Origin of the sequence: Rossellomorea orangium (assembly GCF_019334305.1) — a bacterium.
In the GTDB taxonomy this organism is placed as follows: domain Bacteria; phylum Bacillota; class Bacilli; order Bacillales; family Bacillaceae_B; genus Rossellomorea.
In genome coordinates this window covers 1-22,132 of the sequence record NZ_JAHWGH010000032.1, presented here as the reverse complement: position 1 = coordinate 22,132, position 22,132 = coordinate 1, and the positions used below count along the sequence as shown (strand labels likewise).

The following is a 22,132-nucleotide window of genomic DNA, read 5'->3' as shown; positions in this document are numbered from 1 at the left end:
GTTGCTTTTGGATGTAGCGAGTAGCGGTTGATTTCCGCTACAGGTGCTCGCTTTCCGCGGGGCTGGCGGTGAGCCTCCTCGGCTTCGCCTGCGGGGTCTCACCTGTCCAGCTACGGCGGCTAGCCCCTCGAGGTCATAAGCTAAATGGCCCAAGAAGGCAAAAGAACGCCTTCTTAGCCCATTCATCATATGCTTGTCGGGGCTAAACAAGCCGCCTCCGCTTTTCGTACTGTCCAGCGTTTCCTGCAGGAGTCGAGCACCTGCAACGAGAATCAACTGACAAAAATTTGACTATCACAGAGGGAATGTGGAGATACGTATGCCACTGTTTCTTCATTCTTAACAGTAATTGATTTTATTTAATAGTCCTTTACTCTTACTAAACGGCTGGTCACAAACCATTTTGCTCTGTCAACTACTGACTACTTTAGAGGGTGAAGGGAACTGCGTAGACTCCTACGGAAAACGGGCGTGCCGAGACCCCGGAAGCGGTTTTTGCTGAGGAGGCTCGGTCGAACGTCCGTGGAAAGCGGAGCAGTTCCCTTCACCCTCCTGCACCATAACTTAAATGACAGAGCATCGTATATCTTAGTTTGTATGCGAATAGCAAGACTCTTTGCGAAAACAGCCTTTTTTCTATGGATAGGAATAAACGGTCATGCATGCATGGAAAATAAATATACATATCCTCTTCAGAACAAAAATGATAGACAAAACAAACATGTGTCTTTACACTAGTAAAAGGAAATGTACACAGAGGAGTGAAGTGCATGAAAACATATTTAGAGAAGAAAGGCATTACGTTGTCTGCCAGAACGTATTTTATAGATGCATTAAGCTATATGGCACTGGGTTTGTTCAGTTCATTGATCATCGGATTGATTATCAAGACGATTGGGGAACAACTTCCCCTTCCCTCGGGGTTAAGTGAATTCTTCGTAGACATGGGTGGGCTTGCCATCAGCTTGATGGGCCCGGCCATTGGAGTAGCGATTGCCTTTGGTCTCGGTGCACCGCCGCTTGTTTTATTCGCTGCCGTGGTTACCGGTGCTGCGGGGGCAAGTCTTGGAGGACCTGCCGGAGCTTATGTAGCGGCAGTCCTTTCCACGGAGATTGGAAAACTTGTCAGCAAGACAACAAAAGTAGATATTATTGTTACACCATTTGTGACGATCCTTGCAGGGTTTACGACGGCCTATTTGATCGGACCGGGAATCGCTGATTTCATGAGCATGTTCGGAGGCTGGATCAGCTGGGCAACGGAACAGAGACCGATCATCATGGGGATCCTTGTTGCGGCCCTCATGGGTCTTGCGCTGACGGCACCGATTTCGAGCGCAGCCATCGCCCTCATGCTTGACTTGAGCGGAGTAGCTGCCGGGGCAGCGACAATCGGCTGTGCGGCGCAAATGGTAGGCTTCGCCGTCATCAGCTATCGCGAGAACAGGGTGGGCGGATTATTTGCCCAAGGTATCGGGACCTCCATGCTTCAAGTCCCGAATATAGTCCGTAACCCCCTTATCCTCATTCCGCCGACAGTGGCGGGGATGATCCTAGCTCCCATCGGCACGACCATCTGGCTGATGGAAAACAATGCAGCCGGAGCAGGGATGGGGACCAGCGGATTCGTCGGTCAAATCATGACATTCAAAACAATGGGGTTCAGCTGGGATGTCACAATGAAAATCCTACTGTTGCATTTTGTTGGACCTGCATTCATAAGCCTGTTACTATCTGAATATATGCGTAAACTAGGTTGGATCAAACCTAATCAAATGACGATAGAAACAGGGGGCAAATAATATGCGTAAACTGGAATCAGTAGAAGAATTCCATGAGTTGAAAGAAAGCGGAAAGCATGTATTCATGTTCTCGGCAGACTGGTGTCCTGATTGCCGGATCATTGAACCGATCCTGCCGGAAATCGAGAGTCAATATTCAGACTATACATTCCTATATGTAGATCGGGATCAATTCATCGACCTGTGCATTGAGCTCGATATCTTTGGAATCCCGAGCTTTATTGCATACGGAGACGGCCGTGAACTGGGGCGCTTCGTAAGCAAGGACCGGAAATCCAAAGAACAAATCGAGGAATTTATGAACACACTGGCTTCATAACAAAGCAAAAGGGTTCCCTTCGTTAACGGGATCCCTTTTCTTTTTGCCCGAAATGAACAGGATCCTTTTGTAATCTCGCCGTTTTGATGTAAAATGTTATAAGTGAATGAATAGCGAAAAGATAGTATCAGTACTTTCTATATAAATGTATCACCAAAGGAGGATCAGATTTGGACATAAAAAAGCTAAAAGGCATACTCCAGGAACGATTAAACAAACCAAATCGTACGTTTACATATGACCGTGACAAAGATTCACTGAGGATTGAAAACACGGAAACGAAAAAAGGCATCACTGTTGCCCTTCCCCCGATCGTATCCAAATGGAAGGAAAATAATAAATCCATCATCGATGAAGTGGTTTATTATGTAGAAGAAGCCTTGAACGTCATGGGAACCGATGCGGATCTTGGCAGCAAGCAGAAAAAGGTTTTTCCTGTCATCCGTTCCACCTCGTTTGCAACTGAATCCAATGAAGGGCTTGCCCTTGTGACAGATGACCATACAGCAGAAACGCGTATCTACTATGCCGTTGACTTAGGGAAAACCTATCGTCTATTGGATGAGAATATGTTAAAGGCCGAAGGGTGGACACACGAGCAAATGAAGGAAACGGCCCTGTTCAATGTCAGAAGCCTGCCAACAGGCATGAAAAAGGATGAAGTAGCAGGGAACGTCTTCTATTTTCTGAACAATAATGATGGATACGATGCAAGTCGCATTTTGAATGACGCCTTCTTAAAGCAGGTAAGCAAGGATATTCAAGGTGAGATGACAGTGTCCGTACCGCACCAGGATGTATTGATCATCGGAGATATCCGTAACGAAACAGGTTACGATGTACTCGCTCAGATGACGATGAGTTTCTTTACGACAGGAAATGTCCCGATTACGGCATTATCCTTTGTATATGAAGATGGGGAGCTTGAACCGATCTTCATTTTGGCAAAAAATCGCAAGAAGGAAAGGGAGAAGAAATAATGAACGTATTTTACAACTTGGAAGGCATTGGTGATACCCTGATCGTTACACTCGATCCAGGATTCGAGGGAGAAGTTCTTCACGAAAGAAAAGAAGACGCTGTGCGTTTATTCGATGAGAAAACAGGGAAAACACTTGGATATAACCTATTCCATGCATCAAAGTATATGAATGTAAGCGAAGTGGGACCTGTCGACATGAATGATGAAAAGCTTCAATCGATCAATGAAGCCATCAAGAAGAACGGTTTCGATGAAGTACTGGAAGCAGACTTCTCACCGAAATTCGTTGTCGGCTTTGTATCAGAAAAAGAAAAGCATCCAAATGCAGACAAATTGAACATTTGTACAGTTGATGTTGGGGATGAAACACTCCAAATCGTATGTGGTGCACCTAACGTTGACAAAGGACAAAAAGTCGTTGTCGCAAAAGTAGGAGCAGTCATGCCAAGCGGAATGGTCATCAAGGATGCAGAGCTTCGCGGAGTGGCATCATCAGGCATGATCTGCTCTGCCAAAGAACTGGCACTTCCGGATGCCCCGCAAGAAAAAGGGATCCTTGTCCTTGAAGATACATACCAAGTGGGTCAACCCTTCACAGCATAAAATGTATACCTGGGTCCGGAGTGTGGACTCAGGTTTTTTTGTTTTTTTAATTTTAATGTTAGAGATGTTGGGATTGAGAATGATTGAAAACTTATCCGTAGGTTAGAATAAGTTTTTTGACGGGGTTTGTTATTTGATACGATAATTTATAAGTTGATTGAAGCGGAAAGCGAGCACCTGGAGCGGAATCAACCAACACTCACCCATATGATAAACCAACGTATTACAATCTCTTTACACCTATGTTTATTTCGACACAATCCTTTAACAATTCTCTTAATCTATCGAAATGACTCGAATTTTTCTCTTTAACTGATAAAATAAATAGTAAGTATGAAAGAAAGAGTGATGTTTGTGAGCTGGATTAAAAAAATATTTGGTAAATTATCAGATAATGATGAACAATTTGAAGAGTACTATGACGAAAATGATCATGATGTTCAGCAAACCGAACCGCCAAAGTCTGAACGTAAACATATAGCAGGGCCCAATCATTCACGGGACATAGAAGCCAGGATGACATACCAATATCCAAAAGGAAATTTCCGGTTTCCCCTAATATCCGATGGAGAGACGAGAGAACGTCCTCGCAGGGAAAGGAGAAATCAGGAAAAAGAAGAGAAACCAAAGGAACAAAAGACGAAGAGTCAAAACCAATTGACCGGTAAACGAAAGTGGAAAGAAGAAAGCCCGACGCCTACCGTCAACACAAAGAAAACGTCAAAAGTGGAAAAAGGAAACAGCCGACCGTTTACACCGACGGAAATTCCGTCTCCCATTTATGGTTTTAAAAATAGACCGATCAAAAAAGCAGAAAATGTCGAATACGAGCTAAAGAAATTTTTACATAACGAAGAAGAGAAAAAAGAAGCAGTCACCGACCATAAAGCCTTTGAAATAGTGAAGGGATCCATTCCATTGGAGAAGGCAACAGCTACACCTGAGGAATCCGAAGTTCAAGGGATGCGAAAAGAACCACAAGTTACCCCTTCGATTCAGGATTCATCAGTGCAAAGCACCCATGTAAAGGAAACGAACAATGAGGATACAGTCCTGCAGGATAACGACATGAAGAAAACAGAATACCAGGAACCAGTTGTTCAGGAAAACAACGTGGGGGCAAGTGAATATCAGAATCCAGAGTTACTTGAAAACAGTATGGAAGAAATGGATGATCAGGACTCAGAATTATTTCAAGAAAATCACGATAAGGAAGATGAATATCTGGATCTCAAGATTCAAGAAACTCAACAATCAAAAGAGAAGGAACATCAGAATCTAGATGTGCAAGGAAATACCTCGGAAGAAACGGAACAAGTGGATCACAATGTGAAAGCCATCGAAGACATTTCACTAAACTCAAGTGAACGAATCTCCCTCATTACAGAAATGACGGAAGAAGAGCCTGATGTGGCTTTGGACCATGAGCAGGTACATGAGGTTGATTCTTCGGTTGGGACAGGCACAGACTCGGAACCAACAGAGGGTGTTATCGAAGGTCCTGCCCCGGACAAGAAGAACGTTGTTGTAGAACCTCTCGTGGAAGAAAGCTCTCTAGAGACAGAGAAAGAAGTATCCGCACCTAAGGAACCAGCCAAGGAAGAACCGCAAAGACGTAAGAGATCACATCTTCCTTTTAATGTACTTATGCTGAAGCAAGATAAGCGGCAGATGGATACTCGTAAAGCACCAGCTTCCCGGTCGATGGAGAAGCAGGGAGCTGCTGTTGCTGAATCGGTACAGAAATCACCAGTTCAAGAAGCTCTCCGGGAAAACACCGTTGAGGCACCTCGTCAATCGGACGACAAACCGACTCAACCAAGTCAGGTCCAGGGAGAAGAAGCGGTCAAGAGCTATAGTGCATTGAGCTCCTCACCTAAGAAAACGAAAGACTATGTCTATCCGGCAATGGACTATCTGACGCCGCCCGTTTCTAAGGAAATGAGTGGAGAGTGGATGGATTCCCAAAGACTGTTACTGGATGAGACCCTTCATAACTTCAACGTCAGGGCCAAAGTGGTGAATGTCACGCAGGGGCCATCCGTCACGAGATTCGAAGTTCAACCGGAACCTGGGGTGAAGGTCAATAAAATTACGAATCTGACAGATGATATAAAGTTGAGCCTCGCTGCCAAGGACATCCGGATGGAGGCACCGATCCCTGGTAAGCATACGATCGGTATCGAGGTTCCGAATAGGGAGAGCCGTCCGGTATGCATCAGTGAAGTCATTGCAAGTCCCCAGTTCCAGGAGCCGTCTTCTCCTTTGACCGCCGCACTTGGACTGGATATCTCAGGCCAGCCCATCGTGACGGATCTGAGTAAGATGCCACATGGTCTCATTGCAGGGGCTACGGGATCTGGTAAAAGTGTGTGTATCAACTCGATTCTCGTCAGCCTTTTGTACAAGGCATCACCGGATGAGCTGAAGATGCTTCTCATCGATCCAAAGATGGTGGAGCTTGCACCGTATAATCGGATCCCTCACCTTGTAAGTCCCGTGATCACAGATGTGAAAGCGGCAACTGCCGCTCTTAAATGGGCCGTGGAGGAAATGGAAAGGCGATACGAACTGTTCGCCCATACAGGCGTGCGGGATATAAAGCGTTTCAATGAACTCGCTAAGCGTAATGGACAGTATAGCGATATGCTTCCTTATCTGGTGATTGTCATCGATGAGCTCGCTGATTTAATGATGATGTCTCCAGCAGACGTGGAAGAAGCCATCTGTCGGATCGCACAGAAGGCACGTGCCTGCGGGATACACTTGATCATTGCCACCCAGCGTCCGTCAGTCGATGTCATTACAGGCCTGATCAAGGCGAATGTTCCGACAAGGGTCGCATTCTCTGTCTCTTCAAGCGTCGATTCAAGAACGATCATCGATGGAAGCGGGGCAGAAAGGCTGCTTGGTAAAGGGGATATGCTCTTCCTTGAAAACGGCTCATCAAAGCCGGTCCGCCTGCAAGGTACCTTCGTATCCGATGATGAAATTGATGAAATCATCCGTCATGTAAGGGAGCAAAGAGAACCGGATTATCTATTCCAGCAGGATGAATTGATCAAGAAAGCCCAGGTCACAGAAGAAGAAGATGAACTATTTTTGGAAGCGTGCGAGTTTGTCGTCGATCAGGGAGGAGCATCGGCCTCAAGCCTGCAGCGCCGATTCAGAATCGGCTATAACCGGGCGGCAAGATTGATGGAAATGATGGAGAGTAATGGAATCATTTCTGAGTCAAGAGGCAGTAAACCAAGGGATGTCCTCATTTCCGAGAGTGAATTGGAGACATTGGCATAGACTAGTACAAACATTTAATACATGGTATTCTGTTTATATCTGTCCAACTCTGGACGCATAAACAGAATACCTATTATTTTTGTGTAGGAAGAGCCATAAGGAGCACTAGAGATGAAAGAAATAGAATTGAAACTTCAAGGAAAACTCAACAGGTTGACCAATCATACATTCAAGTTTGACGAAAGAATCAAGGATGGCTGGTTTTCAGCTGTTTATTTTTTGAAAACGAAGGAAATCGCCAAGAAGAAAAAGCCGGATGCTTATGTGACCATGCAATTCTTCCAAAAGACCCACGCCGTGATATGCGGGACCGATGAAGTCATCGCCCTATTGCACACGTTCGCTGATAACCCGGAGAAGCTTGAAATCCATTCCTTAAAGGATGGAGATCAGATCGCCCCGTTTGAAACCGTGCTGACCATCAAGGGCCGTTATCAGGACTTTGGTTATTTAGAAGGCATCATCGACGGAATCCTGGCGAGAAGGACGTCTGTTGCGACGAGCGTTTACAATGTCATGAAAGCAGCCTCCCTGTCCGGGAAACAGAAGCCCGTCATCTTCATGGGGGATCGGGATGATCATTTCACCCAGCAGGCGGGAGACGGATATGCAGCCTTCATCGGGGGATCCACGGCCCAGGCGACCCATGCCATGAACGAGTGGTGGGGAAAGAAAGGGATGGGAACGATGCCCCATGCCCTCATCCAATTATTCAATGGCGATATCGTTGAGGCGACGAAAGCGTATAAGGAAACATTCCCCGAAGACGAGCTCATCGCCCTTGTGGACTACAATAATGACGTCATCACCGACTCCCTGAAGGTCGCAAGAGAGTTTGGCCAGGAATTAAAAGGGGTAAGGGTAGATACATCAAGAATGATGATCGATAAATATTTCCTCAGGAATCAACACGTACTTGGAACCTTTGATCCGCGCGGGGTCAACATGCAACTGATCAATGCATTGAGGGACGCCCTGGATGAAGAAGGCTACAATCACGTAAAGATTGTTGTATCCGGCGGATTTAACGAGGACCGCATCCGCCAGTTTGAGGAAAATCAGGTTCCCGTCGATATGTATGGGGTCGGAAGCAGCCTTCTTAAGATCCATGTCGGGTTTACAGGAGACAATGTCGTCATAGATGGTTCTCCTGAAGCAAAGGCAGGTCGAAAGCTTCGTCCCAATCCCCGTCTGGAAAAAGTAGAATTTGAATAGGTGAGAACATGCAAGAGCAGGAAAGAACGCTGGATCTTGAACAGTTCAGGCAGAAAAAGCAGAATATAGCAGAGGGACACATCGAAGATCTCTACCGGAAAGCGTTTGAATACGCGTTGAAGGAAACCAATATAAGAGAAAAAGTACGGGCAAAGATGATATTCACTAAACGCTTTCTTCACAACGATGAAGCAAGGATGAGCCCAGGAGTGGAAAAGTTGTTTCAAGAATGGTTTCTGTTCGATTATAAAACCATCACGGGACAAACCTTATTCTTTCAATTCCTTCAGAATCATCCGTTGCATGAATCGACAAAGTTCCTTGGTGCCGTCATGTTGACAGCTGCCTGGGAACCGATTCAAGTGGTGAAAAGAGGCGGGCGGATTCTAAATTGCCGAACGTTGATCCAAGGTGATGAGTCTTTGGTTAAAATGAACCACCTTTGTATGGAAATGGAAATAAAGGAAGAGCATGCGTATTTCGTGAGAAAAGTCCCACTGGTGACACACCAGTGGATCATAGGTCCTGTATTTTCCATGGAATCAATGAATGTGACAGAAAATCTGAAATCACGTTTTAGTCAAATGAATCAAAAAACTGGGGTATTATGGAGAACATTTCTAAAAGAAGAAGCCCCTCACTTTATTCTCCAAAGTCTTTCGTAGCTTGTGCATGGTCAGGGATTTTAAAAAATGATATAATGTTTCAAGTTGAAGAAAGTTTGCTTTCTTCTATACTCAAAATATCGAAAGCTAAAGACCGATGGCAAAATAAATATTCATTTCATATAATGCTTTTAGATAGACGATTGTTGGAGGTTCTATTATGACGATATATCATTTCGTAGGAATAAAGGGGTCGGGCATGAGTGCGTTAGCCCAAATACTCCACGATATGGACTACGAGGTCCAAGGATCTGACGTAGATAAATATTTCTTTACACAGAAAGCCCTGGATGAATCAAATATCAAAATACTCCCTTTCCAGAAAGAAAACATTGGAGGGGATATGCACGTGATTGCAGGGAATGCATTCCCTGATACCCATGAAGAAATCCAAGAAGCAGTGGAACAGGGTCTCCCTGTAACCAGGTACCATAAATTCCTTGGTGACTTTATGCAAAAATTCACAAGCGTAGCGGTAACCGGTGCACACGGAAAAACGTCTACAACCGGATTACTGGCACATGTCATCAGCGGCGCAAAGCCAACTTCCTTCCTGATTGGGGATGGAACGGGTAAAGGTGAAGTCGATGCACAATATTTTGTATTCGAAGCATGCGAATACCGTCGTCACTTCCTGTCTTATTTCCCTGACTATGCGATCATGACGAACATCGATTTCGATCATCCAGACTATTTTGCCAATGTGGATGACGTCTTTTCTGCGTTCCAGGAGATGGCCATGCAGGTGAAAAAAGGAATCATCGCATGCGGTGATGACGAGCAATTACAAAAAATCCAGGCTCAGGTTCCGGTCGTGTTCTACGGCTTTGCCGAGGAAAATGACTTCCAGGCACGTAACGTATCAAGGGACTCGACAGGTACTTCATTTGATGTGTTCGTGCGCAATGAATTTTATGCTGCATTCAAAATCCCGACGTTCGGTGACCATAATATCATGAATGCCTTGTCCGTCATTGCCATTTGTCACTACGAGGAACTCGATACAGCTGTCGTCCAGGATCGATTAAGCACCTTCAAAGGTGTCAAACGCCGCTTCTCCGAAAAAGAAGCCGGTTCACAGATCCTGATCGATGACTACGCGCATCACCCGACTGAAATCAAGGCTACCGTAGACTCGGCAAGACAGAAATATCCCGATAAGGAAATCATTGCTGTCTTCCAGCCGCACACATTTACGCGTACGCAAACCTTCTTGACGGAATTCGCAGAAACATTGAGTCTCGCCGACAAAGTGTATCTTTGTGAAATCTTCGGTTCTGCACGTGAAAACCATGGCAAACTTTCCATCAACGATCTTGCAAGCAAAATCGAAGGATGCGAAATCATAGATGAACAAGACACATCTGCCTTACTCAAACATGAAAATGCAGTGCTCATTTTCATGGGGGCAGGAGACGTTCAAAAGTTCCAACAGGCATATGAAGAGACGCTTGGGGAGCAAGTGAAAGAAGAAAATTAAAGTGAAGGACCGGTTCTTTAGGGAACCGGTTTTTTTGTGTTTGGAGTGGGTTGGACTGGGGGATTGATGGGGGAATTTGGATTAAGCAGGAGATAACAAGCGAAAAGTCAGCTGGTGAATATAAGCCAGAATTTCAGCAGGTGAAAACAAGCGAAAAGTCAGCAGGTGAAAATAAGCCAGAATTCAGCAGGTGAAATCAATCCAATAATCAGCAGGTGAACATAGCCCATCACCCAACAAAAAACCACCGTCCAAACCTGACGGTGGTTCAATATTTCTTACTTCAAATTCTCCGGATTCAACACTTCAAGCTCTTCAATCACAAACCTGCCATCTTTTCGAATCAAGACATCATCGAAATAGATTTCTCCACCGCCGTATTCCGGGCGCTGGATCATCACCATATCCCAGTGGATGTTTGAGTGGTTTCCGTTATAGGCCTCTTCGTAACATTCTCCCGGTGTAAAGTGGAAGCTGCCGTCGATCTTTTCATCGAATAGAATATCCTGCATCGGATGCTGGATGAACGGATTCACACCGATGGCGAATTCCCCTACATATCTTGCTCCTTCATCCGTATCGAAGATCTTGTTGATTCGGTCTGTGTCGTTTGCCGTAGCTTCGACGATCTTACCTTCCTTGAATGTCAATTTCACATTTTCGAAGGTGAATCCATTGTATGGAGATGGTGTATTGTACGAAATCACACCATTCACTGAATCCTTCACTGGTGCGCTGTACACTTCACCATCAGGGATGTTCAGGCGGCCAGCACATTTCACGGCCGGGATATCCTTGATGGAGAAAGTAAGGTCCGTCCCTTCACCGACAAGGCGGACTTTATCTGTGTTGTTCATGAGTTCAACGAGGTTGTCCATGGCTTTGTCCATTTTGCTGTAGTCCAGGTTACAGACGTCAAAGTAGAAGTCTTCGAAGCCTTCTGTGCTCATGTTGGCAAGCTGTGCCATGGATGACGTCGGATAACGAAGGACGACCCACTTCTTCTTTGGAACGCGAATTTCTCTATGTACTTTCTTTCCAATTGTATTGCCGTGGATCTTCATCTTTTCGTCAGGGACATCGGATTGTTCGCTGATGTTGTCACCTGCACGCAAACCGATGTAGGCATCCATCTGTTCCATGACATTCGCTTCGAAGCTTGCGATCATATCATATTGTTCTTCCTGTGCCCCCATCAATAATGCACGATCGACTGCGTGATCTTTGATGGATACGAATGGATATCCTCCTGCTGCATATGCTTCCTTCACAAGTGCTGTCACGAGCTCCCGCTGCAAGCCGAAGTTTTCGATCAATACTTTTTCTCCAGGCTGTAATTGAACGGAATATTGAATTAAATTTTTAGCCAGTTTTTCAATGCGTGGATCTTTCATTGTTTCTCCCCCTTGTCTTTGGTCTATTTTATTGTACCCTAAAATGTAAACGGATGAGAGAATCATACAGACAAATGATAAAATAAGAAATAAATTTTTTTATTTTTTCATGCAGGATTATTCCTGGCGAGGGAGAAATACTAGTATAATGTTTAATTGTTCATCAGAAGGGTAAAGAATTTTTATACATGGAGGTGTGGCATATGGAAATTATTCTTTATCTGAGCGTTGCTGTAATAGCCGTTGCATTTTTTATTTTAGTTTTGAGCGTCATGAAGACTTTGAAGTCCCTTGGTTCGACCCTGGACAGTGTATCGACTACATTGACAGGTCTTGAGAGCCAGCTTCAAGGAGTTACAAAGGAATCTACAGAACTACTACATAAAACAAATTTATTGGCTGAGGATATCCAGAAGAAATCCGAGGATCTTAACACTGTTGTTTATGCGGTTAGAGATGTAGGGCATTCCATCCAGAACCTTAATAACTCGGTGAAGAAGGTGAGCACGTCCATTTCAACTGAATTGGAGCGCAACCAGGGCAAGATTTCACAGGTGGTTCAATGGGGAAATGCATTTATTGAGTTAAAGGACAAATGGAAACAAAAACAGGAAAAACAGCCAACACAACCTGATGTTGCTGATGTAGCTGTTCCAAACCAAGCATCCAAGGAAGTTCGATCTCGAGAAAAATTAGTTAAAAGAGCAAGATCTTATAACAATTAGAGAGGGGAATTTTTACATGACTCAACAGTACAATCAAAACCAAAACCAGAACCAAAATCAGGCAAACGACAGCAATAACATCAATTCAAAGGATTTCATGATCGGGACACTGATCGGGGGAATCGTGGGTGCGGCAACGGCCCTGTTACTCGCTCCGAAATCCGGTAAAGATCTTCGCCATGATATCAATGAGCAGGCTGGCGTTATCAAGGAAAAAACAGGTCAGTGGAAAGACACGGCCGTTGAAAAGAGCAATGAGCTGGCAGCGGTGGCAAAAGAAAAGTCATCCGCCCTTACAAAATCAGTACAGGAGCAATCCAACAATGTGGTTGGTAAGCTGAAAACATACCGTTCCAATAATAAAGAGCTGCAGGAAACAAATGATGAACTGCAAGCTGTTTCAGTAGGGGAGACAACACCTGCAGTAGAAACAGAAAATGTGAATCAAAAGCTCGAAGAAACGAAAAAAGCGTTTGATGAGACTGAAAAAACATATAATCAATAATAATTGATTCCAGGGACGGTGAAGTGATATGATTACTTCACCGTTTTTTTGTTGAGAAAAAAGCCGGGTTTTTTCGGCTGAAAATATCAAACATCTTTAGGAAAGGTAGATGGATTGTATGAATAAGATTGACACCGTTCAAGAATTTGAACAGCTTTCTGAAACAAACCCACGGTTCTTCTTCATGAAGCACAGCTTGACTTGTCCCGTGAGCTCAAATGCTTTCAGTGAGTACCAGGCATTTTTAAGCAAACATGAAGAGGAAGACGGCTACTACTTAGCCGTGCAAGAGGCAAGGGAACTATCCCAACATATCGCCGAAAAATACGGCATCAAGCATGAATCGCCCCAAGCCTTCCTATTTATCGACGGGAAGCCGGGCTGGAATGCTTCCCACTGGAAGATCACAGAAAGTGAATTGGATAAGCTGTAAGACATTGGACTCTGATTATGTCAGGGTCTTTTTTATGTTTGTTTCATCTGAGTACTATTCATAACAATCATTTGATAATTTCTGGTAATTCCCTTCTGCACGTTTATTCCTCCTCTCACCGGGAAGGTAATAGATAAGAATAAAAAACAAATTAATGGAGGAACGATTCATGACACAACCTGTACCTTATGAAACTGTGACGAGAAATAATACACAAGTGAAAGGGAAAAGAAATGGGAAATTGGTAAAAGGAATGGTAGTGGGAGCCGTCGTGGGTGGAGCCATCGCCATGCTGGATAAGACGACTCGAAAGAACGTGACATCCCGAACATCAAATATGAAGGATTCCACTATGGATATGGTAGCAAAGGTGAAAGAAGATCCATCAGGAGTTGTAAATGAAATGCAAGACCGCATCAAAACAGCGTCGGGGGTGTTAAAGGAAGCCATCAACGATGCACAGAGCCTGTATGAAAAGGTAAATGATGATGTCATTGATCAAGTCAATCAAATTAAAGATGATTCAACCGAAATGATTGCTACGACGAAAGAAGCGGCAGAGGAATTAAAGGATATTGGAGGCAAGGTGAAAGAGGCGGGAGAAGAAGTGACGGGAGAGTCCACTTCCACTCCAACACAGCAGACAAGTTCCGTATCCACAGAGGATCAACATATCCATCCAACCAACCGTACGAGCAGTATCCCCGGTCAAGTTGGATCATAATAAAAAAACTGGCGTAAATGCCAGTTTTTTTGCATTCTATTCAGCTGGTGGTTTGTGGCCAGACGATTTCCAGCTCGTCACCCTGTTGAATTTCTTCATAAAAGGTCGTTTCCATACCATTTTTCAAAAGGACGAAGTTTCCGTTTGAATGAGGTGGCATATTGATTTCCACTTCGTTGAATAAGTCTTGGAAAATAAACGAGCCCGCTTGAAGTTCTGCTATATCTATCGAGTCGCCATGGAATACTTGGTCGTCCATTTCGAGCTTGCTGCCGTTTCGTGTGATCCGGGAGCCTTCTTTCTTTAGAAAAACCTCTTCGCCGTTAAACGTGATGCGAATCCCGGATTCCATATTGATCTGCTTTTTGATGAGAAGATCCTTTACGGTAGGAGTGACGGCGGACTTGAATGAAATGATATCCCCCTCCTGGATTTTCGCAGAGAGCTTAGCCTCGATTCCGTGTATGAATAACTTCCCACTATAGGCCGGGAAGAATGTATCTACACCATTAATGGAGATGCGGAATGGCTTCGTGCTCTCCAACCAATGTTGATAGCCCGTGTGGGTAAGAAGGTCCATCAGGGTATCAATCAATTGTATTCGGATCACATCCCGGTCCTGGATGAATTCGTCCACTGATCCGGTCTGATTGTTTCGGAAGACAAGGGGTGTGAGCAGATACGGGTTTCCGTCTATCACAATCTGTTTTGAAGAAGAAGTATCTACAAGTTCTCCAATCGTAACGTGAGGAGAAGAGCCGTCCTTCCCTTTCTGAACCGTAATTCTGTCATGATTCTGAATGGGTTGATCAAGTGCACCCGGCTGACCGTTCTTCTCAATGAGTGGCGGTTCGCCATGGCCACCGGGTAAGGTGATATCCTGTCCATTCACGTTGACAAAGTAACCTCGCCCCGGGGTACCATGCCATTTGGTTAACTTCAGGCCGGCAGCAAGGATGCAGTCACCGACAGTCAGGTCTTTTACTTCAAATAATCGGACAGGCTGATCATTCACATATGCTGTTACGTATTGAACAGGTGCCTGTTTCGCAGCGATGGCGATTCCAATCGGAGTGACAAGCTCTGGACCCTTCGTCACTTCATCGGATAAGGTCACATTCTGAATAGCATCAACGCCTCTTACAGCTACACGATTATGCGGAAGCTCCAGAGATGAAGCGAGTCTCTGGGGAAGTTCCGGCGTCAAGCTGCCTCCCCCTACGAGCATGACCGCCTGAGGGGGCTTCCCATTATTTAATCGAAGAATTTCCTTCGAGATCTCTCCGGACAATCGATCTACGGCAGGTGAGATTTTTTCGATTACTTCTTGTGTTGTGACAATCGTTTCAAATCCGAGAATATCGGTAACCGTCATCTCCCCAGAGGAATGGAGCTGTCTTTTGGCCTGCTCTGCCAATGGAAAGTCGAGGAGCAATTCATTGCTGATGCTTTCCGTTATTTCGTCTCCTGCTGTCGGGACCATCCCATAAGCGATGACGGTCCCCATGTTGGTAATGGCAATATCGGATGTTCCCGCTCCAATATCCACGAGAGCGACGTTCAGGCGCCGCATGGACTCAGGGATGAGCACATTGATTGCGGCAATCGGTTCCAGGGTCAGGGCTTCCATTTCCAGATCGGCACGGTTCAGTGCAGCAATCAGGGACTCCACGACAACACGGGGAAGGAATGTGGCGATGATTTCCACGCTCGCTTCATCGCCCTGCTGATCGATCAGACTGCCGATCTCCTCTCCATCCAACCGGTAAAAGAGGACGGAATAGCCTACACAATAGTAATGATAGCCTTTCGCATTCTCTTGATGTTCTGCTGCTAGTGCCTGTGCCTGTTGAACGGCGCTCAGCTCCAGATGCAGGATATCGTTCTTCCGAAGAAGGGGTTTTCCCTTTATAGTGGATGTGGATAGAGCCGTTTCTGTTTTAAGGGCCCGTCCGGCTGCAGCGACGCACACTTTGTGAAGGGGGCCGTGTTTCTTCTCCAACTGTCCCTTAATGGAGGAGATGACCTCTGCAACCGCAGGAACGTCATGAATCTGCCCATCCAGCATGGCTCTCTTCTTATGTTCTTCTATCAATATATCTGAAACTTGAAATATTCCGTCTATTTCTTCTAAAATAATACCCACAACGGATCGGGTACCGATGTCTAATGCAAAGATTTTTTGCTTTTTTTTCAATTCGTGTTCACCCACTTTAGCCTATTCTCATACTATACTAAATGCTTTAGCGCTTAAAAGCGTCTAATTAATAAAGAATTTTGTCGTGACATTTTAGATCTGTTCTATTATAATAAGTTTCAATATCAAAAATGTATCATACTTTCTTAATACTATAACAGTTTTTACGTATGAACAGGATAAAAAAAGAAAGGGTGCTGTATTGTGAGTAATCAAGAGCTCGATCAATTACGAAAACAAGTCGACGAGATGAACTTAAAACTATTAGAGACCATCAATGAACGTGCTAAACTAGTTCAGGAAATCGGGCGTGTCAAGGAGACTCAAGGAGTATACCGCTATGATCCTGTTCGTGAAAGAGGCATGCTTGACTTGATCAAGGAAAATAATAACGGTCCATTCGAACATTCGACCATTGAACATATTTTCAAAGAGATCTTTAAAGCCGGTTTGGAGCTGCAAAAAGACGATCATCGTAAAGCATTGCTCGTTTCCCGTAAAAAGAAACCTGAGGATACAATTGTCAACATTAATGGAGAAGCCATTGGAGATGGAAAACCTCATTTCGTCTTCGGTCCTTGTGCCGTTGAATCCTATGAACAAGTAGCGGCAGTGGCGAAAGCAGTAAAAGCAAAAGGATTGAAATTGCTTCGAGGCGGAGCGTTCAAACCGAGAACATCACCTTATGACTTCCAGGGCCTTGGCATTGAAGGCTTAAAGATACTTAAAAAAGTGGCAGACGAATACGATTTGGCTGTCGTCAGTGAAATCGTGAATCCTGCAGACATCGAGCCGGCATTAGAATACATCGATGTCATTCAAATCGGTGCACGAAATATGCAAAACTTCGAGCTACTAAAAGCCGCGGGTTCCGTAAAGAAGCCTGTATTGCTTAAACGTGGTTTAGCGGCAACGATCGATGAATTCATCAATGCTGCCGAATATATCATTTCACAAGGTAATGGGGACATCATCCTTTGTGAACGAGGAATCCGAACGTATGAAAAAGCAACAAGAAACACCCTGGACATTTCAGCTGTCCCTATCCTGAAGCAGGAGACGCATCTGCCGGTATTCGTAGATGTCACTCACTCTACTGGACGCAGGGATTTACTCCTTCCAACGGCTAAAGCGGCAATTGCCATTGGCGCAGACGGAGTCATGGCAGAAGTCCATCCTGATCCTGCCGTAGCGTTATCCGACTCTGCTCAGCAAATGGATCTTGATCAATTCGATCATTTCTACCAGGAGCTGATGAAGGGCAGAACGATAGAGGTGTAATTTTAGAAGAGCTGGATCCTTTTATCGGGATCCGGCTCTTTTTGATTATTAGAATGAGATGCGGTCTTTGCGTTAAAAACGAATATCAGCGAAACACCATTGTCACCAATTTCCCCACACAAAAATAGATCCACCAAACTCCCCACCACTATGCTATAATAATCTTTTTGCACAAATAAAAGCACACGCATTGCAGGAATATAAAGACTATCGTATGATTATCTACATAATTGCAGATAAATAACCTATATAAACACTAATGTGAACATAAATATGTGCATTTTTTAACAAACTATTGTAATCGCTTTTTTCTTTAGGTTTAATTGGTGTAGAATAAGGTAAATGAGTAGAAGAGTAAAGGAGTGTAAGTAAGCTATGAACGTGACAATATATGATGTAGCAAGAGAAGCCAACGTATCGATGGCGACGGTTTCCCGTGTAGTGAACGGAAACCCGAATGTGAAGCCGGCAACTAGAAAGAAGGTATTAGAGGTCATTGATCGACTCGGATACCGCCCGAATGCTGTTGCAAGGGGTCTTGCCAGTAAGAAGACGACGACTGTCGGAGTTATCATCCCTGATATTTCGAACATTTTCTATGCAGAACTGGCACGTGGGATTGAAGATATCGCCACAATGTATAAATACAACATCATTCTAAGCAACTCGGATCAAAATGCAGAGAAGGAACTTCATCTGTTGAATACGATGCTCGGGAAACAAGTGGACGGCATCCTGTTCCTTGGGGGACATATTTCAGAAGAGCATGTTCAGGAGTTTGAACGTTCTCCTGTGCCGATCGTGTTAGCGGGTGCGGTGGAAGAAACGAACAAGATTCCTTCTGTCAATATCGATTACAAGGCAGCTTCCTTTGACGCAGTTTCTGAACTGCTTGAAAAAGGCCATAAGCGCATCGGGTTCGTCAGCGGTCCATTCCACGATACGATCAACATGAAGTTCAAGCTGGAAGGATATAGAGAGGCTCTTGCCAAGGCAGGCGTCGAGTACAGCGATGATCTGGTGGTAGAAGGCGAATACACATACGATTCTGGCCTTGAAGCATGGCAGAAGTTCTCTGAGCTCTCGGACAAGCCGACAGCCATCTTCGTCGGAAATGACGAGACGGCCCTCGGTGTCGTTCACGGTGCACAGGATCAAAACGTCTCCATCCCGGAAGAAGTAGAGGTTATCAGCTTCGATAATACACGATTAGCGCTTATGGTAAGACCTCAACTGACTTCAGTCGTACAGCCTTTATACGATATCGGGGCAGTTGCCATGAGGTTATTGACGAAATATATGAACAAAGAAACAGTGGATGAATCGACGGTTGTTCTTCCTCATCGAATTGAGCACCGCAACTCAACAAAATAAGAAGTTTGTCGATATAAAGGATAAAGACAAACAGAACTTATTTTTGTAGGGAGAGTCAAAATGAAAAAGCTTGATGTTCTTACACCAATCGGGGTTGTAGTAGGGTTTCTATTCGTTGCGTTCGCCATCATTTCGAATGCAGGTTTGACCGGCTTCAGTTCCTTCATCGATCTTCCGTCCATGCTGGTTGTCATCGGCGGACTGATTGCGGCCATGCTGGTCAGCTTTTCGATCAGGGAATTGAAACAGCTGGGTAAAGTGATGAGAGAATCCTTTCGTGATGTGGAATATGATCTTCACGATCTCATTCGTACGTTCGTCACATTATCTGAAAAAGCTAGACGTGAAGGTCTTCTTTCACTTGAGGCGGAAGTGGAAATGGTCGACGATCCGTTTATCAGAAAAGGGGTCTTGCTCGCCGTCGATGGAATCGAGCAGGACGTCATCATCGATATTATGAATGCTGAAATCATTGCATTAGAAGAAAGACATCGTAAAAATAAGAGCTTACTCGATAAGGCTGGGGAATATGCACCTGCCTGGGGGATGATTGGTACGCTGATCGGTCTTGTGCTGATGTTGAAAAATCTGAACGATCCGTCGTCACTGGGTCCCAATATGGCGATTGCTCTCCTGACGACCCTGTATGGATCGTTACTTGCAAATCTTGTGTTCCTGCCGATGGCATCCAAGCTTGCAATGAAGACAGAGAAAGAAGTATTCATGAAGCAGATTGTAATAGAAGGCGTGATCGGGGTACAGTCCGGTCAAAATCCGAAAATACTGGAAGAAAAACTAAGGGTTTTCTTATCCCATGAAGAATTGCAGTTATATTCACAAAGTGGTAAAGAGAGGACACTACAAGATGAAGCGTAGGCGAAGACCGGCATCAGAGCCTAAAGGGGCTCCGAGATGGATGGTTACGTTTTCTGATCTTATCACATTGATTCTCGTATTCTTCATTCTATTATTCTCCATGTCTCAAATCGATATTGTGAAATTCAGGACCATTGCTGATTCCTTTCAGCAGCGTCAGATCCTTGAGTTTTATCCTTCTGTTATTCCTTTTGATGATCCGTCGGCAGAACCGGAAATGGAATCAGAGGACTCACAACCCCAGGGGAGTGAGGAGGATCAGGATTTAAACTCGCTGCTTGCCAATATCCAAAGCTATTTGAAAGAAAATAAACTGAGTGACGTCATTGTCGCGACCAGAACGGAGCGGGGTGTCGTACTTGTACTACAGGAGCAGGCGCTGTTTGACTCCGGTGAAGCGACGGTCCTCGAGGATGCTTATCCGTTCTTAAACAAAGTAGCTGATCTTTTAGCAGGGATCCCGAACTTTGTAAAGGTGGAAGGACATACGGATAATCGTCCGATTGATACATACCGGTTCCCTTCGAACTGGGAGCTCTCCTCCGCCAGGGCCAGCAGTGTGATCCGTTATTTAACCCGGACCGAGAATTTGGATCCCACTCGCTTCATTGCTGTGGGGTATGGAGATACACGCCCGATTGCACCGAATGATACAAGTGAAAATCTCCAAAAGAACAGGCGGGTTGAAGTGATCATCACCGACCCCCAATTTGAGGAACAATAAAAAGCAAGGACTTCCAGAGTGGAGGTCCTTGCTTTTTTACATTATTGATAGTTGACGACGGCAGGGCTAGGGTCCATTTTCAGCACCTCTTCAGGTGTTAGGACAGGCACATCTTTATCATAGAAAATCTTGAATGCGCCATATTGAGCCGGTTCATCACGGATGTATCTCCGGTAGAGGGCCAGCTTATCCGCAGCGGCTCCCCAGCCGTCAAAGTTAATGGCCACTTCCACATTTTCAGTCGGTTCTATCGCATCCTTATTGAACAGTACGGGACCTGTGAACTGGTGAACGAGTACCAATTTATCCGGCAGGTTGTTCTTTTCGGCAAGGTCAGAGATATATTCGACTGCCTCCTGTATGTCCCGGCCATCCACTTCACCAAGATCTTCTCCAGGTTTTTCCCCTTGGGCTACGTGGAATTCCGTATCGATCGCAAGGTGAACATTCGGGTGCTTGAGCCATTTCTCCACCATCTTCACCTGATTCATGACCGTATCCGTTCCAAGTTGAATATCAAGCAAGACGAGGGCATCATGCTTCTCGGCAAGCTTCACATACGTTTCGATATTCTCCTCGGACGTCATCTGCACATAATCGCCATCTTTCCCCGGTGCATTCTGGGCCATGGTTGTAATCAATTCAATCGTAGGTACTGCTGGACGTTCAGGGTCAAGGTCGGAATAGACCTGAGCCTGTTCTTTCAGTTTTTTTATGTATTCTTCAGGTTCCAGCTGGCCAAGGATCCCCATGTGTTTTGACGCTGGTGTCCCGTAATAGGTTACCAGACGGTGATCCTTTAATGGTCCGTCAGATAAATCTTCCATATCGGTTGATAGAGTTTCACCAAAAGGCACTTTACGTTCCGGCTGTTTCTTTTGATTCTCTTGATCTGTCTGGGTCTGAGCCTCTTTCGCGAGGGTTTCCTTCAGCGAAACGGCACCTTCAGTAGGTTCAAGAGGCTTATAAGGCTGTTCAGGCTCCTGTTTCTTTTCAGGCTCTTGTTGTTTTTCTATTTCTTTTTCTACGCTTGGCTTCTGTTCAGAAGATGCTTCTTCTTTTTCCTTTTCCTTTGTCGCAGTAGGGGAGGAACAGGCTCCCAGCATGAGCGATACAGTTAACATTATCGGCAAATATTTTTTCATTGCCTCACACATCCTTTTTTCTTAGAAGATTATGGAGGAGTTTAACACATTTTCCTTTAAAAGAAAGCTATGTAAACAAATTGATAGATTAATTTAATCAGAAAGTAAATGCCAAGCCCTGGCACATTCTGGGGGGCTTGGCACTTATTCTATCATTCTTCCATTTTAACTGTACATGATGACGACTTGTTCTTCAAGTTAAGAAGTTGAATGAACCAAAAGATGGTCTATTGTTCTTATGCTTGTCTGGCATGATCAAGCCGCCTCCACTTTTCTTTTGGCTGTTTTTGTATACATTGTTGCTTTTGGATGTAGCGAGTGGCGGTTGATTTCCGCTACAGGTGCTCGCTTTCCGCGGGGCTGGCGGTGAGCCTCCTCGGCTACGCCTGCG

General features: G+C 44.9%; 19 protein-coding genes. 16 read left to right on the top strand and 3 right to left on the bottom strand.

Annotation, left to right across the window (positions count from 1 at the left end):
* Nucleotides 1-770 precede the first annotated feature (770 nt).
* From KYJ26_RS23320 to murC, 8 genes are all read left to right on the top strand, one after another.
* Nucleotides 771-1,802: a PTS sugar transporter subunit IIC gene (locus tag KYJ26_RS23320; protein ID WP_219170476.1), complete on the top strand. Its 1,032-nt coding sequence runs from the start codon at nucleotides 771-773 to the stop codon at nucleotides 1,800-1,802.
* Nucleotide 1,803: 1 nt separating this feature from the next.
* Nucleotides 1,804-2,121 (top strand): thioredoxin family protein, encoded by a 318-nt coding sequence (locus tag KYJ26_RS23315; protein WP_219170474.1) that lies wholly within the window; start codon nucleotides 1,804-1,806, stop codon nucleotides 2,119-2,121.
* 170 nt (nucleotides 2,122-2,291) lie between these two features.
* Entirely contained in the window at nucleotides 2,292-3,101 is an 810-nt protein-coding gene (locus KYJ26_RS23310) for a DUF1444 domain-containing protein (RefSeq protein WP_219170472.1), read from the top strand.
* Entirely contained in the window at nucleotides 3,101-3,706 is a 606-nt protein-coding gene (ytpR, locus tag KYJ26_RS23305) for a YtpR family tRNA-binding protein (protein ID WP_219170470.1), read from the top strand. The genes KYJ26_RS23310 and ytpR overlap by 1 nt, the downstream gene beginning before the upstream one ends.
* A gap of 354 nt (nucleotides 3,707-4,060) precedes the next feature.
* Nucleotides 4,061-7,003 (top strand): DNA translocase FtsK, encoded by a 2,943-nt coding sequence (locus tag KYJ26_RS23300; RefSeq protein WP_472691334.1) that lies wholly within the window; start codon nucleotides 4,061-4,063, stop codon nucleotides 7,001-7,003.
* 111 nt (nucleotides 7,004-7,114) lie between these two features.
* Nucleotides 7,115-8,218, top strand: a complete 1,104-nt coding sequence (locus KYJ26_RS23295) for a nicotinate phosphoribosyltransferase (protein ID WP_219170466.1) — start codon at nucleotides 7,115-7,117, stop codon at nucleotides 8,216-8,218.
* A gap of 8 nt (nucleotides 8,219-8,226) precedes the next feature.
* Entirely contained in the window at nucleotides 8,227-8,883 is a 657-nt protein-coding gene (locus KYJ26_RS23290; RefSeq protein WP_219170464.1) for a hypothetical protein, read from the top strand.
* Between the two features lie 160 nt (nucleotides 8,884-9,043).
* Complete coding sequence (murC, locus tag KYJ26_RS23285; RefSeq protein ID WP_219170462.1) at nucleotides 9,044-10,363, top strand: UDP-N-acetylmuramate--L-alanine ligase; 1,320 nt, start codon at nucleotides 9,044-9,046, stop codon at nucleotides 10,361-10,363.
* A 278-nt stretch (nucleotides 10,364-10,641) separates the two neighbouring features.
* On the opposite strand, the gene KYJ26_RS23280 is transcribed toward murC, so the two are convergent.
* Nucleotides 10,642-11,757, bottom strand: coding sequence for an aminopeptidase (locus tag KYJ26_RS23280; protein ID WP_219170460.1), 1,116 nt, complete (start codon nucleotides 11,755-11,757; stop codon nucleotides 10,642-10,644).
* A gap of 203 nt (nucleotides 11,758-11,960) precedes the next feature.
* On the opposite strand from KYJ26_RS23280, the gene KYJ26_RS23275 reads away from it, so the two are divergent.
* From KYJ26_RS23275 to KYJ26_RS23260, 4 genes are all read left to right on the top strand, one after another.
* Nucleotides 11,961-12,482, top strand: a complete 522-nt coding sequence (locus KYJ26_RS23275; RefSeq protein ID WP_219170458.1) for a DUF948 domain-containing protein — start codon at nucleotides 11,961-11,963, stop codon at nucleotides 12,480-12,482.
* A gap of 16 nt (nucleotides 12,483-12,498) precedes the next feature.
* The gene (locus KYJ26_RS23270; protein WP_219170456.1) at nucleotides 12,499-12,987 is read left to right on the top strand and encodes a YtxH domain-containing protein; all 489 of its coding nucleotides are present in this window, start codon (nucleotides 12,499-12,501) and stop codon (nucleotides 12,985-12,987) included.
* Between the two features lie 118 nt (nucleotides 12,988-13,105).
* On the top strand, nucleotides 13,106-13,420 hold the full coding sequence (gene ytxJ, locus KYJ26_RS23265; protein WP_219170454.1) for a bacillithiol system redox-active protein YtxJ: 315 nt from the start codon (nucleotides 13,106-13,108) through the stop codon (nucleotides 13,418-13,420).
* Between the two features lie 169 nt (nucleotides 13,421-13,589).
* Nucleotides 13,590-14,144, top strand: coding sequence for a YtxH domain-containing protein (locus KYJ26_RS23260; RefSeq protein ID WP_219170452.1), 555 nt, complete (start codon nucleotides 13,590-13,592; stop codon nucleotides 14,142-14,144).
* A 40-nt stretch (nucleotides 14,145-14,184) separates the two neighbouring features.
* On the opposite strand, the gene KYJ26_RS23255 is transcribed toward KYJ26_RS23260, so the two are convergent.
* Nucleotides 14,185-16,341: a cell division FtsA domain-containing protein gene (locus tag KYJ26_RS23255; RefSeq protein ID WP_219170450.1), complete on the bottom strand. Its 2,157-nt coding sequence runs from the start codon at nucleotides 16,339-16,341 to the stop codon at nucleotides 14,185-14,187.
* Between the two features lie 204 nt (nucleotides 16,342-16,545).
* On the opposite strand from KYJ26_RS23255, the gene KYJ26_RS23250 reads away from it, so the two are divergent.
* The 4 genes from KYJ26_RS23250 to motS all read left to right on the top strand — a co-directional run bounded on the left by KYJ26_RS23250 (nucleotide 16,546) and on the right by motS (nucleotide 20,596).
* Entirely contained in the window at nucleotides 16,546-17,622 is a 1,077-nt protein-coding gene (locus KYJ26_RS23250) for a bifunctional 3-deoxy-7-phosphoheptulonate synthase/chorismate mutase (protein ID WP_219170448.1), read from the top strand.
* A gap of 375 nt (nucleotides 17,623-17,997) precedes the next feature.
* Nucleotides 17,998-18,996, top strand: coding sequence for a catabolite control protein A (gene ccpA / locus KYJ26_RS23245; protein ID WP_219170446.1), 999 nt, complete (start codon nucleotides 17,998-18,000; stop codon nucleotides 18,994-18,996).
* A 60-nt stretch (nucleotides 18,997-19,056) separates the two neighbouring features.
* Entirely contained in the window at nucleotides 19,057-19,872 is an 816-nt protein-coding gene (motP, locus tag KYJ26_RS23240; protein WP_219170444.1) for a flagellar motor protein MotP, read from the top strand.
* Nucleotides 19,862-20,596, top strand: a complete 735-nt coding sequence (gene motS / locus KYJ26_RS23235; RefSeq protein WP_219170442.1) for a flagellar motor protein MotS — start codon at nucleotides 19,862-19,864, stop codon at nucleotides 20,594-20,596. Before motP ends, motS begins: the two co-directional genes overlap by 11 nt.
* 41 nt (nucleotides 20,597-20,637) lie before the next feature.
* On the opposite strand, the gene KYJ26_RS23230 is transcribed toward motS, so the two are convergent.
* Nucleotides 20,638-21,741, bottom strand: coding sequence for a hypothetical protein (locus KYJ26_RS23230; RefSeq protein WP_219170440.1), 1,104 nt, complete (start codon nucleotides 21,739-21,741; stop codon nucleotides 20,638-20,640).
* Between the last annotated feature and the right edge of the window lie 391 nt (nucleotides 21,742-22,132).

What these genes read in the sequence shown, in the direction of transcription:
- KYJ26_RS23320 (WP_219170476.1), top strand. Translation starts at nt 771, where the DNA reads ATGAAAACATATTTAGAGAAGAAAGGCATTACGTTGTCTGCCAGAACG.
- KYJ26_RS23315 (WP_219170474.1), top strand. Translation starts at nt 1,804, where the DNA reads ATGCGTAAACTGGAATCAGTAGAAGAATTCCATGAGTTGAAAGAAAGC.
- ytpR (WP_219170470.1), top strand. Translation starts at nt 3,101, where the DNA reads ATGAACGTATTTTACAACTTGGAAGGCATTGGTGATACCCTGATCGTT.
- KYJ26_RS23295 (WP_219170466.1), top strand. Translation starts at nt 7,115, where the DNA reads ATGAAAGAAATAGAATTGAAACTTCAAGGAAAACTCAACAGGTTGACC.
- KYJ26_RS23290 (WP_219170464.1), top strand. Translation starts at nt 8,227, where the DNA reads ATGCAAGAGCAGGAAAGAACGCTGGATCTTGAACAGTTCAGGCAGAAA.
- murC (WP_219170462.1), top strand. Translation starts at nt 9,044, where the DNA reads ATGACGATATATCATTTCGTAGGAATAAAGGGGTCGGGCATGAGTGCG.
- KYJ26_RS23280 (WP_219170460.1), bottom strand. Translation starts at nt 11,757, where the DNA reads ATGAAAGATCCACGCATTGAAAAACTGGCTAAAAATTTAATTCAATAT.
- KYJ26_RS23275 (WP_219170458.1), top strand. Translation starts at nt 11,961, where the DNA reads ATGGAAATTATTCTTTATCTGAGCGTTGCTGTAATAGCCGTTGCATTT.
- KYJ26_RS23270 (WP_219170456.1), top strand. Translation starts at nt 12,499, where the DNA reads ATGACTCAACAGTACAATCAAAACCAAAACCAGAACCAAAATCAGGCA.
- ytxJ (WP_219170454.1), top strand. Translation starts at nt 13,106, where the DNA reads ATGAATAAGATTGACACCGTTCAAGAATTTGAACAGCTTTCTGAAACA.
- KYJ26_RS23260 (WP_219170452.1), top strand. Translation starts at nt 13,590, where the DNA reads ATGACACAACCTGTACCTTATGAAACTGTGACGAGAAATAATACACAA.
- ccpA (WP_219170446.1), top strand. Translation starts at nt 17,998, where the DNA reads ATGAACGTGACAATATATGATGTAGCAAGAGAAGCCAACGTATCGATG.
- motP (WP_219170444.1), top strand. Translation starts at nt 19,057, where the DNA reads ATGAAAAAGCTTGATGTTCTTACACCAATCGGGGTTGTAGTAGGGTTT.
- motS (WP_219170442.1), top strand. Translation starts at nt 19,862, where the DNA reads ATGAAGCGTAGGCGAAGACCGGCATCAGAGCCTAAAGGGGCTCCGAGA.
- KYJ26_RS23230 (WP_219170440.1), bottom strand. Translation starts at nt 21,741, where the DNA reads ATGAAAAAATATTTGCCGATAATGTTAACTGTATCGCTCATGCTGGGA.